This is a genomic window from Rhodococcus sp. WS1, assembly GCF_003797745.1.
Classification (GTDB): Bacteria; Actinomycetota; Actinomycetes; order Mycobacteriales; family Mycobacteriaceae; genus Rhodococcus_F; species Rhodococcus_F erythropolis.
In genome coordinates, this window is record NZ_RKLZ01000002.1 from 1042193 (window position 1) to 1058533 (window position 16341).

The 16341-nt window shown below is 62.0% G+C and carries 14 protein-coding genes; 7 read left to right on the plus strand and 7 right to left on the minus strand.

The features are described 5' to 3' along the window. Positions 1–148 precede the first annotated feature (148 nt). Positions 149–2731 carry a class III lanthionine synthetase LanKC gene (gene lanKC / locus EEB12_RS17370; RefSeq protein ID WP_141488211.1) on the minus strand — a complete coding sequence of 861 codons (2583 nt, stop codon included), beginning with the start codon at positions 2729–2731 and terminating at the stop codon, positions 149–151. A 366-nt stretch (positions 2732–3097) separates the two neighbouring features. On the opposite strand from lanKC, the gene EEB12_RS17375 reads away from it, so the two are divergent. The 3 genes from EEB12_RS17375 to EEB12_RS17385 are packed head-to-tail and all read left to right on the plus strand — an operon-like array spanning position 3098 to position 5720. Further along, the gene (locus tag EEB12_RS17375) at positions 3098–4291 is read left to right on the plus strand and encodes a thiolase family protein (RefSeq protein WP_141488212.1); all 1194 of its coding nucleotides are present in this window, start codon (positions 3098–3100) and stop codon (positions 4289–4291) included. Positions 4292–4319: 28 nt separating this feature from the next. After that, on the plus strand, positions 4320–5081 hold the full coding sequence (locus EEB12_RS17380) for a 3-hydroxyacyl-CoA dehydrogenase (RefSeq protein WP_003942978.1): 762 nt from the start codon (positions 4320–4322) through the stop codon (positions 5079–5081). Positions 5082–5093: 12 nt separating this feature from the next. After that, the gene (locus tag EEB12_RS17385; protein WP_029256551.1) at positions 5094–5720 is read left to right on the plus strand and encodes a TetR/AcrR family transcriptional regulator; all 627 of its coding nucleotides are present in this window, start codon (positions 5094–5096) and stop codon (positions 5718–5720) included. 87 nt (positions 5721–5807) lie between these two features. Here EEB12_RS17385 and EEB12_RS17390 read toward each other — a convergent pair whose 3' ends face one another. After that, positions 5808–7430 (minus strand): long-chain fatty acid--CoA ligase, encoded by a 1623-nt coding sequence (locus EEB12_RS17390; protein ID WP_019745828.1) that lies wholly within the window; start codon positions 7428–7430, stop codon positions 5808–5810. A 101-nt stretch (positions 7431–7531) separates the two neighbouring features. After that, positions 7532–9217: a dihydroxyacetone kinase family protein gene (locus tag EEB12_RS17395; RefSeq protein WP_041815377.1), complete on the minus strand. Its 1686-nt coding sequence runs from the start codon at positions 9215–9217 to the stop codon at positions 7532–7534. Positions 9218–9271: 54 nt separating this feature from the next. Here EEB12_RS17395 and EEB12_RS17400 point away from each other — a divergent pair, with 54 nt between their 5' ends. Together EEB12_RS17400 and EEB12_RS17405 are read left to right on the plus strand one after the other, a co-directional pair. After that, entirely contained in the window at positions 9272–10135 is an 864-nt protein-coding gene (locus EEB12_RS17400; RefSeq protein WP_141488213.1) for a patatin-like phospholipase family protein, read from the plus strand. Further along, complete coding sequence (locus tag EEB12_RS17405; protein WP_141488214.1) at positions 10132–10986, plus strand: LLM class flavin-dependent oxidoreductase; 855 nt, start codon at positions 10132–10134, stop codon at positions 10984–10986. Before EEB12_RS17400 ends, EEB12_RS17405 begins: the two co-directional genes overlap by 4 nt. Position 10987: 1 nt before the next feature. Here the strand turns inward: EEB12_RS17405 and EEB12_RS17410 are convergent, their stop codons facing one another. After that, positions 10988–11998 carry a threonine aldolase family protein gene (locus EEB12_RS17410; protein WP_141488215.1) on the minus strand — a complete coding sequence of 337 codons (1011 nt, stop codon included), beginning with the start codon at positions 11996–11998 and terminating at the stop codon, positions 10988–10990. 335 nt (positions 11999–12333) lie between these two features. Here EEB12_RS17410 and EEB12_RS17415 point away from each other — a divergent pair, with 335 nt between their 5' ends. Continuing rightward, positions 12334–12873 carry an HNH endonuclease gene (locus tag EEB12_RS17415; protein ID WP_031333862.1) on the plus strand — a complete coding sequence of 180 codons (540 nt, stop codon included), beginning with the start codon at positions 12334–12336 and terminating at the stop codon, positions 12871–12873. 19 nt (positions 12874–12892) lie between these two features. Next, positions 12893–13150 carry a WhiB family transcriptional regulator gene (locus EEB12_RS17420; RefSeq protein WP_003943196.1) on the plus strand — a complete coding sequence of 86 codons (258 nt, stop codon included), beginning with the start codon at positions 12893–12895 and terminating at the stop codon, positions 13148–13150. 4 nt (positions 13151–13154) lie between these two features. Here the strand turns inward: EEB12_RS17420 and EEB12_RS17425 are convergent, their stop codons facing one another. The 3 genes from EEB12_RS17425 to EEB12_RS17435 form a co-directional block, all read right to left on the minus strand. Next, on the minus strand, positions 13155–14576 hold the full coding sequence (locus EEB12_RS17425) for a DUF2252 domain-containing protein (protein ID WP_021345906.1): 1422 nt from the start codon (positions 14574–14576) through the stop codon (positions 13155–13157). A gap of 80 nt (positions 14577–14656) precedes the next feature. Further along, positions 14657–14980: a DUF6292 family protein gene (locus EEB12_RS17430; RefSeq protein ID WP_019745820.1), complete on the minus strand. Its 324-nt coding sequence runs from the start codon at positions 14978–14980 to the stop codon at positions 14657–14659. 69 nt (positions 14981–15049) lie between these two features. Continuing rightward, complete coding sequence (locus EEB12_RS17435) at positions 15050–16330, minus strand: NAD(P)/FAD-dependent oxidoreductase (RefSeq protein WP_020971174.1); 1281 nt, start codon at positions 16328–16330, stop codon at positions 15050–15052. Positions 16331–16341: the final 11 nt, after the last annotated feature.

Here is a 16341-nt window from a genome sequence, read left to right on the forward strand (position 1 = left end):
ATAGCGTCCATTGTCATTTCCTTTGTTGATCGGCGTTCTTGCCGATGGATTTGATCGATCGAGTTTGCTTACGGTGTTGATTTCGTTCCAGGGTTTTCGCCTGGTACTTCTGTGCTCCAATCTGCCGTGGGTGATAACTTCCGAACAATTAGGCGATGTGGCAGTTCGACGCGCACATCAGTGGAAACGACTGTCGGGCAGTTGCCGATCCGGTATGTCGGAGCAACGCCAGTATTCCTGCAGATCCGGTTGCCCAGTCTGTCGAGAGTCTCAGGTTCTGTTCACCTGGAAAGTGCAGTCCTCCTGCGTGATTGAGGCTGTGTAAGCCCAGAAGCTGGAACTGCTGGGCAAGCGTCTGCTCACAATCGGCGCCGGCATATGGACTCTTGGAGAGTTCGCCGAGGAAGAGAATCAGCCCGGCTCGCCCGTTTAGTAGTCCGGCTTGGGCAGTGAATTCGACGGCGGCAGCGCGGGATATGGCAAGTAGCGCAGACGCGTAGCGCGGCTCGTCGACATGTCGAACAAGTTGAAGAAGTACCAGGCCCACGCCGACGGATCCCGATCCGAGGTACGGCATTGTCCGGCGCTCCTCTCTCAGCTGCATCGAACCGTCAGGGCACATCTGCATCACGGACAGGTCGATGTCGACAAGCTGTCGCGCGTGTTCCAGCGATCGAGGATCACCGGTCCGTTCGTAGTGGCGAGTCCAGAACAGCGCTTGCCCGCTCGGCCCTCTCATCAAGCCTCCGCGACCCGTTGTCGCCCAAGATGTTCCGTCGGTGAAGCGGACGTGTGCGCGAGCAGCCGGAAGGCGATCCCGCAGAGTTTCGGTGACGAGAGCGAGAGTTGACGATGCCGCCGGACATGACTCCGATTCCTCGAGTAGAAGGCACCCGATTCCGGAAAGGCCGCCGAAGAGGCTGGAGTCGAGATCGTCGAGTGGGACTCCACGCAAAGTCTCGACCCATCTGTCGGCAGTCGAGTGTCGTCCTAGCTGCCGAAAGGTATGCACCGCACCTGCGAGCCCGTCGAAGAAACCGAACCGTGGTTGCGTATCCGAATCAACTTGATGTTCAGTCCATTCCAGAACTGTCTCCAAGGTGTCGGTGGGAAGATCATCGGCGAGTAGGTTTCCGCACGAGCCGTGAGCAATGCCGTAACCGTTCACTTCGAACTGGGCGATGTCACCGGGAAAGAGTCGATCAGCGCGGGAGAGATCAAGTGTGGTGAGGATGCCGCAGCGCAATCGAGCGTCCATACGTTGCAAGGTTTCCCTCGACGACGTGTCCCAACGATGCGGGTGATCCGCCGGTTCCGGCGGCTGTGCGTCGAGCATCGAATAGAGCGAGGCACAGAAGGCACGAGGAAGATCGAATCGAGACACCGCGTAGCCGATGAGTTCGGGAATCTTGTTGCGGTCGAGGGGGAGCAATGTAGTAAGTGGGACAAAGAGTCCCAGCTCGATGCATCCCAAGGAGTATCGATCTGCCTCGATTCCTGTCAACTGTTGCGGTGCGGTGTACCCGGGAGCCCCGGTGGACCGGGGCGGTTGCTCGTCGATGCTGTGGGCCATCTCGAAATCGATGATCCGAATACCCGACGGTGAGCACATCACGTTGCCGGGGTGAAGATCGGCATGAACGATTCCGGCGTTGTGGAAGCTCTCGACTGCGGTAGTCAGCTGTTGTGCAATACCGAGCGCCCAGGTTCTGTATTCCGTTCGGGAGCTGAGTGTCTGATCCGCGCGTATCAGCGGATAGCGGAGCGCAATCTCCTGATTCAGGGGAGCGCCGGGTGCGCGCTCGGTGACAAGAAAGTGGTGTCCTTCGCGCTCGAACAAGTTGAGCGCGGAAGGTGAGTACGGGTTGTCGGCAAGGTGAGTCAGCGTGTCGTACTCGTTGCAAATGCGGTCGATTGCGTACCGGCCGTTGGCGTCCGGGGCGGTGAAGGGCCGACCCTCTTTGATGACGAGATTGATGCCGGCGTCGTCCAGCGCGGAGTAGATCCCCCCGCTGTTGCTGAAGTGCAGGGCTTCAGTGATCGAATAGGGGAAGGCGTCGCGTGATTTCAGCTTGTCTTGCTGCGCGCGAACGAAGTCCGGGATTTGTACCCAGTCTGGAGTTCTGAAGGAAGTGCCGCGCAGATCGGGTTCGAGCGATCCGTCGGGGCGCCGTATTGCCGGGACGCGATCGCCGAATGAATCGTTGGTCTGCATGGGCAGGTACGCGCCGTACCGTAAGTAGAGTGGTCCCCGGTTCCATCGCACATCGCTGAGGATGTATGGCCCGTCGGCAGCCCTGACAAGCTCGTCCAGTTCGGTGATGACACGTTGTGTGGCAACGCTATCCGCCGGATAGATCGTGATGAATTTTCCGCTGGATGTTCGATTGGCCTGCTTGCTGTTGGAGAACATGAGGTCTGCTGCCGTCCGAAGAAATTTGAAAGGCACCAGATTGTGGCCGCAATACGCGGAGACGGTATCGAGCAGCTCCTGCGCGTTGGCTTGGGTAGCGGAGCAGTGAATCTTCCATCCCTGTTCTGGCAGCACGCTGTCAGGCGGTTGGAAGTAGTTCCACGGTCCGCTTTGGGGACCGCGCCGCCAGAGTGACCAGCCCACCGACTTTGCAGGCTTAAAGTGCTGGTCAGTCAGTGTGTCAGGTCGAGTGACCGTTCTGATTCGGTCGTAGAAATGCGAGTCGGCACGTGTGAATGCAACGTATCGCAGGTCCACGCTCTACCTCCGGGTCAGTCCCCCTGCGGTTTGTCATCGATTGGTGCCACGCCCCGAATCCCCTGTGGCTTGGATTGCTTGTGGCGGAAGGTTATCCGATTCCGGACATTTCGGGCGAAGATTGAAAACCTATCATTCGAAAGTACTAATGAAGGGCGTGGGTCAGGGGTTCCTGATCGCCCAACTTTTCATCTGCCCACATCGGCTTCGAGTTCGGTAGCCCTCTCTTGACGGACGGTCCGACTCGGTGGTAATTGTTTAGCGAGCGCTAAGTCAGGGTGCTCTCACGATCTCGGTTCGGCATCCGGTGCCACGAACTCGGGTGCCGGACCGCCCCAGCAATGCACGTCCTCGAAGGGAACGAAGATGACCAAGGCAGTGATCGTCGATGTAGTCCGGATCGCGTCTGGCAAGGGAAAGCCGGGCGGAGCACTGTCCGGGACGCACCCTGTCGAACTGATGGCGCACGTTCTACGTTCCATCGTCGATCGAAACGGCCTCGACCCCGCCTTGGTGGACGACGTGATCGGCGGTTGCGTCGGCCAGGCCGGTGAGCAGGCGCTCAACATCACCCGCAGCGCGGTCCTGTCGGCAGGGTTCCCCGAGTCGGTACCCGCCACCACGATCGATCGCCAGTGCGGATCAAGTCAGCAAGCTGCGCACTTTGCGGCTCAAGGCGTGATCGCCGGGGCCTACGACATCGTTATCGCGGCAGGCGTCGAATCCATGAGTCGTGTCCCGATGGGTACCGCGACGATGGGGAAGGATGCTTCCGGTCCGGGCATCGCGGCTCGCTACCCCGAAGGCCTGGTCAATCAGGGCATCTCCGCGGAGTTGATCACCGCGAAGTGGAAGCTTGACCGCGAGGCTCTCGACGCATTCGCTGCGCAGTCCCACCAGCGGGCAGCAGAGGCAGCGGCGCAGGGGCTCTTCGACAAGGAGATTCTGCCGATCTCGGTGACCAACGCCGCCGGTGAGATCGTCTCGCATACCGTCGACGAGACGGTTCGCGCGTCTACTACCGCCGAGGGACTCGCCGGCTTGAAGCCGTCGTTCTACTCGGAGAAGTACGCGCAGCGCTTCCCCGAAGCGCAGTGGTCGATCACTCCCGGTAACTCGTCGCCGCTCACCGATGGCGCGTCCGCAGCACTGATCATGAGCGAAGAAATGGCGTCGAAGCTGGGGCTGACCCCGCGAGCTCGTTTCCATTCCTTCTCCGTTGCGGGCGACGACCCGATCTTCATGCTCACCGCACCCATCCCAGCCACCCACAAGGTGCTCGCTCGCGCGGGTTTGAGCATCGACGACATCGACACCTACGAGGTCAACGAAGCCTTCGCTCCCGTTCCACTCGCCTGGGCTCATGAGTTCGGCGCCGATCCGGCAAAGCTCAACCCGTGGGGCGGCGCGATTGCACTCGGCCATGCCCTGGGGTCCTCGGGTACTCGACTGTTGACCACGATGGTCAACCACCTCGAGGCCACCGGCGGACGCTACGGATTGCAGACCATGTGCGAGGGCGCCGGCATGGCCAACGCCACCATCATCGAACGCATCTGAAACACATAACCTTTCGAAAGGAACTCTCATGATCGTCAACGACAGCGTCGCCGTCGTCACCGGTGGAGCATCCGGCCTCGGCCTGGCTACGACCAAAGCCCTTCTTGCCGACGGTGCCAGCGTCGTCATCATCGACCTTCCGTCGTCCAACGGTGAAGCCATCGCCAAGGAACTTGGCGACCGGGTCCGCTTCGCGGCTGCAGACGTCACCGACGAGGCTGCGGTCACCGCTGCACTCGACGTGGCCGAGTCCCTCGGACCCCTGCGCGTGGCAGTCAACTGCGCCGGAATCGGCAACGCAGTCAAGACGGTCAGCAAGAAGGGTGCTTTCCCGCTCGACGCATTCAAGAAGGTCATCGACGTCAACCTGATCGGCACCTTCAACGTTCTTCGTCTTGCTGCGGAACGTATTTCGAAGACCGAACCCATCGACGGTGAACGCGGCGTCATCATCAACACCGCCTCCGTCGCAGCCTATGACGGTCAGATCGGGCAGGCTGCGTACTCCGCGTCGAAGGGTGGCGTCGTCGGTATGACGCTCCCCATCGCCCGTGACCTCGCGTCGCTGCTGATCCGCGTCAACACCATCGCTCCCGGCCTGTTCAAGACCCCGTTGCTGGCCGGACTGCCTGAAGCAGCTCAGGCGTCGCTGGGTCAGCAGGTGCCTCACCCCTCTCGCCTGGGCGATCCCAGCGAGTACGGCGCGCTTGCTGCGCATATCGTCTCCAACCCTATGCTCAACGGTGAGACGATCCGCCTCGACGGTGCAATCCGTATGGCACCGCGGTAATTTCGGCTATTCATGACTGGCGAGGTGGAGCCCGTGAATTCGGTGGCAGTGGACTGGAGGACTTTCCCGCCGCTGGTGATGACCGACATCCTGATGGCTTCGCTCGAGCTGTTCGATGAGAACGGTTACCACGGCACGACGGTGCGGCAGATTGCCAACCGTGTCGGGGTAACCGTTCCCGCGCTCTACTATCACCACGCGAACAAAGAGGCAGTCCTCGTCGCTCTGTTCGAGATCTCGATGAGTGAGCTGAATACCAGAACCGAAGCGGCAGAGGTGGAAGCCGGCGAAGATCCGGTACGACGCTTCGCCTTGGTGGTGGAGGCGATTGTTCTCTACATGACCCACCGGTCGCGGCATGCTGCGTTGGACACCGAGATTCGGCATGTCTCACCGGAAAGCCGAAGTCGATACGCCGCGAGTCGTAAGCGGCTCGAGTTGCTCATGCGCAGGATCGTCGACGACGGTGTGGCATCGGGAGATTTCGCGGTCACCGACACCGAAGAGACCGTCCGGGCCATACTCGGTATGGCGCAGTCACTGCCGCGTTGGTTCCAGACCGGCGGGCCGATGTCGCCGACGCAATTGGCGCAGAAGTACGTCGACATCGCTTTTCACACGGTCGGTTATCGTCCGTAAAGTGCATTGCTCGTTAAACGAAGGTGGGCAACGGAGTGAAAACCTGTTGCCCACCTTCAGTATTCATACTTCAGCATTCACTCCGTGTCAGAGGCGAGTGACTTCGAGTCCGCCTTCGTGGTAGTCGGCCCTCAGGCGCTTCTTGTCGAACTTGCCGACGCTCGTCTTCGGAACTTCCTGAACCACAGCCCAGTTCTCGGGGAGCTGCCACTTGGCGACCTTGTCCGAAAGATATTGCTGGAGTTCGGACATCGTGGTCTCGGATCCGGCGCGCAGAACAACCGCGACCAACGGGCGCTCGTCCCACTTCTCGTCCGGCACGCCGATGACGGCAGCTTCGGTGACGTCAGGGTGACCCATGACGGCGTTCTCGAGGTCGACCGATGAGATCCATTCGCCGCCGGACTTGATGATGTCCTTGGAGCGGTCTGACAGGCTCAGGAAGCCGTCGGCCGTGATGGATCCGACGTCACCGGTCTTGAGCCAGCCGTCGTTGAACTTGTCTTCCGCATCGACGCCGTAATACGACCCGGTGATCCAGGGGCCGCGCACTTCGAGCTCGCCGACGGAAACGCCGTCGTGTGCAACAACTTTGCCGTCGTCGTCGATGAGACGTGCCTCGACGGATGCCGGGAAGCGGCCCTGAGAGTAGCGGTACTTCCACATCGCGTCGCCGGTGACACCGGCCGGCGGGCGGGCAACGGATCCGAGTGGGGAGGTTTCGGTCATGCCCCAGGCGTGCAGGACGGAGACGTTGTGGTCGGCTTCGAATGCGTGCATGAGGGCAGGCGGTACCGCGGAGCCGCCGATCAGAACCTCACGCATCGAGGAGATGTCCTGTGGGTTCTGCTCGAGGTAGAGGTGCAGGCCCTGCCAGATGGTGGGTACGGCCGCGGCGAACGTCGGCTTCTCGCTGGCGATGATCGCAGCCAACGGAGCAGGCTGGAGGAAGCGATCGGGCATGATCAGCGAGGCACCGATCATGAACGCGGCGTAGGGAAGTCCCCACGACATGGCGTGGAACTGAGGCACTACGGCGAGTGCACGATCGCCCTGCGCGAGGTTGGGGCCGTCGCTCATGCAGACCTGCATGGAGTGCAGGTAGATCGAACGGTGGGAGTAGACGACACCCTTGGGGTCGCCCGTGGTGCCGGACGTGTAACACATTGCGGCAGCACTGAGTTCGTCGACCTCGGGCCAGTCGAACTCGGTTGGCTGATCGGCGATCAAGCCCTCGTATGTGTGAACCTGCACGCCCTCGGGAGCTTCGAGTCCCGCAGTGGAGGAACCGGTGACGATGATGTGCTTGACGGTTGTCAGCGACGGAAGCTGCGGAGAGAGAAGCGGAATCAGGGACGGATCGACGATGATCACGCGGTCCTCGGCGTGATTGGCGACGTGGATCAACTGCTCGGGGAACAGGCGAATGTTCAGCGTGTGGAGCACAGCACCCATCGAGGGGATCGTCAGGTACGCCTCGAGGTGCTCGGAGTTGTTCCACATGAACGTGGCGACTCGCTCGTCACCCTCGACACCGAGTCCGCGCAGGGCGTGCGCAAGCTGTGCGCAGCGCTTGCCGACGTCTGCGTATGACACACGGCGCGGGCCGGACTCGGTCCACGTGACAACCTCGGAAGCGCCGTGAACGGAGGCACCGTGGCGGAGAAGTTGAGCAATGGAGAGGGGGGCGTCTTGCATGGTGCTCAGCATGGGCTGCTCCTGTGTGGTGTGTGAGACCGGTGCTTTTGCCCACGGGCCCTCACAAACGATGTGCTGTGGCTGCCAGATTAGTCACAGCTCCGAAGTGCTCGCTAGTGACCCACTGCACTAGCGAAGAACCACGCTATGAGTAGCGCTCCCGGATCGACCACTCCGCGAGCGGCTTCGCCCACATAACTTGCACGTCCGCGGTTCGCGAGCATGGTTTCGGTCGACTCCGCGCCGGCCGCCGCCGCTGCCGCTGCGCTGGCCAGAGCAGCGTCCCGATCGGCTCCCGAGTTCACGGATTGCTCCAACGACTCGACCGCCGGAACTATCGCGTCGACCATCGTCTTGTCGCCGACGCGTGCGCCGCCGAGCGAGGTGATGTTGTCGAGCCCCGCCCGTGCTGCAGTCGCGATCGCACCGAGGTCGAGTTCGGAGTCCGCTGATTCTGCGGCGACGCGGAAGAAATGCCGGAACCAGATGCCGAACAACGCGCCGGACGTACCGCCGGCGTGACCGAGGTACGCCTGGGAGACTGCATCGAATATCGTTGCAGTGGAATAGGTGTCACGGATCGCCGAGATGTCGAGCTGATCCAGTGCGGCCACCATGTTGGTCCCGAAGTCGCCGTCTCCTGCTCGTCGGTCGAGATCGGTCAGGGCAGGTTCCTGCTCCAGTACCTTCGCGGCCCAGTCCGCAATCCAGCCGCCGACGAAGCTGCTTTCGGCAGTGCGTGAGGTGTCGGGTGTGAATGTGGGACCGAATGATTCACGCTTGCCCATGCCGCTGTACTCACGTGCCATAGCATTCGGCCAGGCGGGCGCTTTTGTTGGCGCGTCCCATAATTCGAGGATTTCTTTGTTTGTGCGAACAAGGGTGATGGATGCTCCGGCCATGTTCAATGCAGTGACGAACGTTCCGATCAGCGTCCGCTCGATGTGAATTCCCTGGTCGGCCAGATAGTCTCCGAGTTCGGCGAACAGCAGTTGCAGCTCCATTGGGTGGGTGGCTCCCAGCCCGTTGACGACCGCAATGACGTGATCACCTTCGGCGAGACTCAGGGACTCGATGATCGGATCCGTCAGCCGTCGCACCAATTCCGGTGCGGGCAGGGCGTCCACGCGTTCTGTGCCGCGTTCGCCGTGGATTCCGATACCGAGTTCCATCTGCCCCTCCGGCAGGTCGAACGACGGCTCGTCAGACCCCGGCAAGGTGCATGGGCGAAGAGCGACGGCCATGCTGCGAGCCGAGTGTGCGACGTGTTGTCCGATCCGGGTCACCTCGGCCAGGTCGTCACCGCGGGCGGCGGACGCGCCGCAGACCTTCTCCACCACGATCGTTGCCGCAGTGCCGCGTCGCCCTGGGCCGCTACCGTCTGCGCGTTCGGTCGCGACGTCGTCGTCGACCAAGACGACGTCCGTGTCGATCTTGTCCTCGCGGAGTAGTTCCCGTGCGATACCGAAATTCATCACGTCGCCGGTGTAGTTCTTCACGATGTGCAGGACGCCGCCACCGGCGTCGGCAGCTTTGGATCCTTCATGGATCTGCAGTGCGTTGGGTGAGCTGAAGATCAACCCGGGACAGACGGCCGTGAGCATTCCTTCGCCGATGAATCCGGCGTGCATGGGTTCGTGACCCGAGCCGCCGCCGGAGACGAGCGCGACTCGCCCGCGTGGAAGGGGCTGTGCACGAGTGAGGTATCCGGGATCGGGGTTCCACGCGATGTCGTCGGTGGATGCGATCAACCCGCGGAGTGCGTCGGGAACAAATGTCTTTGCGCTGCGCATGAACATCACTTCAGAGTAGGTCTAACGTCGACTTCGGGCACGGATCGTGATCGACGAGAGGTGGACGGCGTGAAATTGGGGTTGGTACTTGCCGGTGGCGGCGTTGCGGGAATCGCCTGGGAAACCGGTTTTCTGTTGGGCGTTCAGGACAAATCGCCGGACGCTGCCGCAGCGCTGCTGGCAGCGGACGTATTGATCGGCACTTCTGCAGGTTCCACCGTGACTGCTCAGATTGCGGGCGGCGCGACCCTTCAGGAGCTTTTCGACGCACAAACGGCCGCTGCGACCGGTGAGATCGATCCGGAGGTAGATGTCGAGGTCCTCGGTCAGATGTTCGTCGACGCGATCGCGGGCTCCGCGGATCGGTCCGAACAACTTCGTGCGCTCGGCGAGGCAGCGATGGCCGCCGACACCGTCGAACCCGCCGTGCGTCGTGCGGTCATCGAGGCAAGGCTGCCCAATCGGTTGTGGCCCGAGCGGGTGTTGCGCATCCCGGCGATCAACGCACAGACCGGTGAGTTGAGGGTGTTCGGCAGTGCTGACGGCGTAGAACTGATCGACGCAGTCGGAGCAAGTTGCGCCGTACCAGGGGTGTGGCCGGTAGTCATGATCGAGGGCGACCGGTACATGGACGGCGGAATGGCAAGTGGCTCGAATGTTCATTTGGCTGCCGACTGCGATGTGGTCGTGGTTCTTTCACCTGCTGCCGATCCCGCCCCGAATCTGCTGGGCGGCAGTCTACGAGAGGAAATCGACGCGATGACGCAGTCACGGGTACTGGCGATCTTCGCCGACGACGCCGTCGTGGAAGCGATCGGAACCAACTCCCTCTCGCCGGCGACAAGGCGCCCGGCAGCTGAACTCGGACGCGAACAGGGTCGCCGAACAGCTGACGAGATCGCTGCGTTTCTGGTGACGGCATGAGCGCCGCACGGATTGCCGTGGTCCTGCGTCCGGAGCAATGCCCGGAAGATCTGGTTCGGCATGCGGGGTATGCCGACGAAGTCGGTATCGATGAGGTCTGGCTGTGGGAGGACTGCTTCTTCGGTGGAGGAATAGCCACTGCTGCAACTGTATTGGCCGAAACCACGCGCCTGGGAGTGGCGATCGGTGTGCTGCCGACGCCGATGCGCAACACCGCGATCACGGCGATGGAGATTTCGGCGCTGGCCAGAGTTCATCCGGATCGACTGCGGGTTGGCTTCGGCCACGGTGTTCAGAGTTGGATGCGGCAGATCGGCGCCAAGGTCGAATCGCCGTTGACCCTCCTCCGGGAGCAGTTCGGAGCACTCGAGCGATTACTGCGCGGTGAGTCGGTGACGGTATCCGGTCGATACGTGAATCTCACGGACGTCAAGCTGGCGTGGCCGCCCGAGAAGGTGCCGCAGTTGCTCGTCGGTGCCACGGGGCCAAAGACTTTGGCGCTCAGTGGTGAGTTGGCGCAGGGCACCGTGCTCTCGGGTGGGACGACCCCGGAAGGTGTTCGCCGGGCGATCGCTCATATCGGAGCGCAGGATCTCGAGGTGGTCGTTTACGTCATCTGTGCATTTGGTTCCAGCGGTCGTGAGCGCGCCCTTGCCGAGGCCGCAGCGTCAGGGTGCGAGTCGCCGGAGGAAGCGATTGCCGTGGGGACCGTGGCCGACGTTGCGGCCGCAGCAGTGCGATGGGTGGACGCGGGTGCAACCACCGTGGTACTCCAACCGACCGTTGACGAGCCGGACGTCCGCGAGTTCATTCGCCTTGTCGCGCAGGAGGTTCAACCGCTGATGGTGTAGCTCAGGCGGCTAGTCGGGACAGAACTTCGTCGATGTCGGCAGTGCTCACGTCTCGATGTGTCACGAACCGAACCTTCCCGGCGACGGTGACCGCACCGACGTCGACGGCGGCGAGCTGAGCAACGGTGGCCGACGGATCGGCTGTGGCGGCGAGAACGATGTTGGTTGCGGGTTCGTCGACAGCCCAACCGCGTTCACGAAGGCCCGACGCCAGGCGTTGCGCATTGTCGTGATCGTCGGACAGGCGAGCTTGTGAGCGAAGCGCGACGATGCCGGCTGCGGCAAGCACCCCGCCCTGACGAACGCCGCCGCCGAGCATCTTGCGGATCCTTCGGGCTTCGGTGATCAATTCAGGTGATGCGGCCAGAATCGAGCCGACCGGCGCACCGAGTCCCTTGCTCAGGCACACCTGGACGGTATCGGCGCCGGAAGTAAGTTCGGTGGGCGAAACATCGAGTGCAGCAGCGGCATTCCAGAGGCGGGCGCCGTCGAGATGAATCTTCAAGCCGCGTGATCTCGCCGCGTCGACCAGTTTCGTCCACTCCGCCGGATTCATGACGGCGCCGCCGGCGAAATTGTGGGTGTTCTCGAGACAGAGCAGCGTGGTGTTCAACGTGAAGTACGGGCCGGGGGAACCCGCCGCCTTCACGACGGTCTCGGGACTGGGACGTCCGGGTCCGCCGTCGTGCGGCAGCGCCATCGGCATTCCCTGTGCGAGCCAAGCAGCGGTGCCCAACTCTGACCCCAAGACGTGAGAGTGTTCCGGTGCGAGGAACTGATCGCCGCGGCGAAGGTGCAGCATCAGCGCAATCAGGTTGCCCATCGATCCGCTCGGTACCCACAAGGCCGCCGGAAAGCCCAGAGTATGTGCGACCTCTTCCTCGAGCGCCGCCATGGTCGGGTCGTGATCGAGGACGTCGTCACCGACCTCGGCGTCAGCCATCGCCTTCCGCATCTCCGCATCAGGCTTGGTGACGGTGTCCGAGCGTAGGTCGATGTACGACGAAGTCATGGCTCATTCGATCAAGCCGCGTGTTCCGGCGTCAAACCGCGGCCTTTGCTGGACGGCTATTCCGGCCTGATAAATCAATATCGCTGAGGATGCCTTCCGTGTGATGATGGGCGCCGGCAATCGTCGGTGAAGAGAACACGAAGTGGAAGGGGACAGGCATGCGCGACTCGAAGCAAGCGTTGCACCTGAGCGGGCACTCACCCCGCGGCATTTCCCTTCCTGCATTCGGGGAACAGAGTGGCGCTGGATATATGCCGTTCCCTGTTTCTTGCATTTGCTCCTGACCCGTCTTCACGTCCAGGAGTTCCACTCCTCGACATGAACTGAGACGTCTCATGCGGAACCCGAACCGCGCATCTACCGCCGCTTCTCACAGTTGGATGAACCGGTCCGTCCGGGTACTCAACGCAACGTACGAGTACCTCGGTGAAGTGAGCGCCGATCGTGCGGTCGTCCTGATCGCCACCGGTTCCGCGCAGTCCACCGAAGACGTGATCCCGATATTTCCGGTGCGCTCCAAGCACGTCGAGATCCCACTGCCTCGGACGATCCTGCTTGCCGAGTACGTGTATGTCGCCCACCGGGTTACGGTCACCGATTCCAGCCGAGCGACCTTCGCCGGCATCTTCGACCGGGACGGTCGTCAATGTGCGTACTGCGCCGCCAGAGCAACGACCATCGACCACGTCCAGCCGCGAAGCCGCAACGGGCCCAATACGTGGGGGAATCTGGTGGCGTGCTGCAGTTCCTGCAATCAGCGCAAAGCGGATCGCACGCCGGCTGAGGCCGGCATGCGGCTGCTGTGGGAACCGAAGGCGCCTCGACGCATCGAGAAGGTGCAGCAGAAGATCTGGCGTGAATTGAGTCGGACGTGACGGTCGGAAGGAGTAAGTGATGTGCGCTGACGAAATCTCGAATCTGGCTGAGCTTCTGCCGATCTCGGACGACCGAACCTGGTGGCAGGCGGAATGTCGAGGAGACCCCGAGCCGGACCGCTGGTTTCCCTTTCCGTCCGAGGGATACGACTACGCGACCGACGTGTGCAACAGGTGCCCGATTGCGGAATCGTGTCGCGAATTCGCCTCTGCCACTGGCCAGACCGGAATCTGGGGAGGAGTGAAGTTCGAGCAGGGCAGGATCGTCGCGGCGTGAGGGATCAGATTCCCGGCTCCGCGGCGATCGTACCGGCCGATACCGCCCGGCACAGAGCGTCGTGGTCACGTTCGGTTTGATCGGCGTAGAGCCGAGCAAACCGGGTGAGGGCGGTGTCGACCGTGTCCGAGGTTCCCAGGTAACCGGAAATCAGTGACGCGCCACTGGTTCGTGCATGTCCCTTGGCCAGTAGGCGACCGCAGATCGCGACATAGTCGGTCAAGGCTGCTGCATCGATATTGTTCAGGTCCACAGAACCTTTCATGTTCCGGAACTGACGGACGTAGTACTGGCGGTCGTCCACGGTGCACCACCCGAGCAGTGGATCGCTGACTGTCTGGAGAGCCTGCTGGTATTCCGCGACGCGTCGTCCTTGATGGTCGTGCCAGGCCGAGTCGCCGTGCACGAAGGGTGCAACGACGGATCGGCGAGCCTGCTTGAGCTGCAAGAAGATGACGTCGTCCGGGATGCTCCCTTCGCACAGGGCGACATACGCACGCAGAGCGACGCTTCCGACTCCGACAACCCGGTGCGCAACGTCGATGACGTTGTATCCCGAGACGACTCGGCGCCAGTGTGGTGCAAGGGTTTCGAGATACTCGTCCAGACCCTCCAGGAGGAAGTCGGTGTCCTTCGGCGTGAGTCGTGTTGTGAGCGGCGGGTTCTCGAGCAACTGGCGCCGTCCGTGATCCTCGACAGTGAACCGAGGAACCGCGTGATCGCTCGTACGCCGTCGTGCCCGCTCCGCGGCGCGGCGGATCTCGGCCAGCAACCCGGGATCAGTGACGTGGTCGGTCAGTCCGTCGAGATCGACCCGGTCGAAGGAGCGATCGAACAGTGGACGCTCGGAAAGCTTTGCCAAGTGGAGGCGATATGCGGACACACACGAGGTTGTCGCTGTTTCGCATTGAGCTTCGGTGAGACCGTTCTGCCGCCCGGCCACCCAGATGCTCGCAGCCAACCTTCTCAGGTCCCATTCCCAGGGGCCCGGATGTGCTTCGTCGAAATCGTTGAGGTCTATGACAAGTTCGCGTTCCGGGGACCCGTAGAACCCGAAGTTTCCGACGTGCGCATCCCCGCAGATGACGGGAGTGATGCCGGTGGACGGGAGCTGCGCCATGTCCTCTGCCATCAAGCCGGCGGTACCGCGCAGGAAACCGTACGGTGAAGCGACCATGCGTCCCACACGAATCGGAACCAACCAGTCGAGTCTTCCCTCGTGTGCCGTGTTGACCTGATCGACCGGATCGCGTCGGTTGGGCGGGGGCGTCCAATCACCGAGCGACGATCGTGCCACTCGCTTGCGCAGGCCCTTCCCGATTTTGCGACGCTCACTGCGGGGCGTCTGACGCGCCCGCAAAGTCGCCCTGCCGTCCGGTTCGTTCTCGAGAGCCAGCTGACCGGCAGGCCTGTTCACCGGGTCCATGTCGGGCTCTCTTTCGTCGGGCGTGCGAAACTCGCGCTCGATCCTATGCCCGCTGGATTGCGCGCCGCGCGACGAGTTCCTTAACTACCCGCCTGGGCAATCAACTCGACAGCGCGGTCGGCGCACAGTTCCGGGTCCGGCATTCTCCCGATACCGAGGCATTCGACAACGGCGAACGACGTATCCGGTGTCGTTTCCACGCCGAGCGCCCACCCGAAGTAGTGATTCCAGGCGAGTACGGCTCGGTGGCCACTGTGCTGCGGAATCTCGCTGCCCAGAACGAGTACTGCGTCGAACGCGGGGCCGTCGCACCAGATGACCGATTCGGCGAAGGTGGAGCTGGCGACGGCGACTACGTACCTGTGACAAGTCGATTCACTCGGAATGGCGATGTGTGCACGCATGGTCGCTCCTCCGGCTCGGTTGCGATCGGAGGGTTCCCCGTTGCCGGCGCCGAAAAAACGCTTGGCAGATTACGTCCCGGCCACAGATCTACGACGCAGACGGTGTCTGAGATGTTTTTGTGCTGCCCGCGCGACCGAGCGAGTCGAGAGATACTGCTCGGCGGGTATCAACCGGGAACCGAACAAGTAGAACCTTTGGGCTTCGTCGTGGTCATGTGTGGCCGCGGAGATGAGCAGACGTTCGATCGCGGTGAATTTTCGCCCACCGGCGTAACCGCTCATGTAATCGATGTGTTTCGTCATACTCGCTCTGGCACTGCGGTATTCGGCCAAGGCAGCGTTCACGTTCCGATGCGAGTCGAGTGTGTGTGACGTCGTCTCCGTCAGCATTTGGGCGGTCGCGTCGACCAGCATCTGAGCGGTCTCCAGTGCCCACGAGCATCCGATGCCCCATAACGGGTCGTTGGTTGCCGCGGCATCGCCGATGAGTGCGAACCCGTTACCTACCGGGTCGGTGAGGATTGTGGAGAAGTGTTTGGTACCAACGATCTTCCCGACGATGTGCTCTCGGCGAACTGGCGGAGCGCCGGGTAATGCGTTGGCGTACGCGAGGAAAGCAGTAGACAGGTCGTCAGTGAACGGGCCGAGCTTGTCGAGGGCAGGGAAGACGACCAGCACGCTGATTCCGCCGTCGTTGGGGAGCAGATAGGCGACGTCGGGATCCATGAACCACGACAATGAAGATTCTCCGTCGGGTCGTTCGAGTCCGGAGAGTTGAGCGAAGTAGCTGAAGCGCCCGTTGGACGCACTCACCGAGTCGCAACGCGCGGATCGTGCGACGGTCGAATCCTTGCCGTCCGCTCCGACGGTCAATCGTGCTTCGACAGTGAAGGCCGAACCCTGTTCGGTGCCGTAGACGCCTGCAGTAGTGCCGTTCTTGGTCAGTAGTCCGGAAACACGATGTCCGAGAAGAAGGTCGACGTTCTGGTAGTCGTTCGCGAGTTGGCGCAGGAGGGGGTCGAGAGTTTCCCTTCGGACGTTGAATCCAGGCGGCGGTGAGTTCTCTGCAGCATCAGGGGTGATCATTCCCCACGGGGTCCAGAATTTCGGAACGGTTTCCACCATTCCCAGGGCGAGCAGTTTTTCCGTGGCGCCGAGTCGTTGCAAGATCGGGGCACCGCAGGGTTGTAGGTGGTGAGTGCACAGGACTTTGTGCGCCCGGATGTCGGAGCGAGCGTCGAGAAGCGCTATCCGCAGACCTTGCTGGGCGTACATGATTGCGGCCGCGCATCCTGCGATGCTCGCGCCGACAATTACAACGTCATAGTTTTCCCGTGCCTTCGAAGTCACTCGATAAGTTT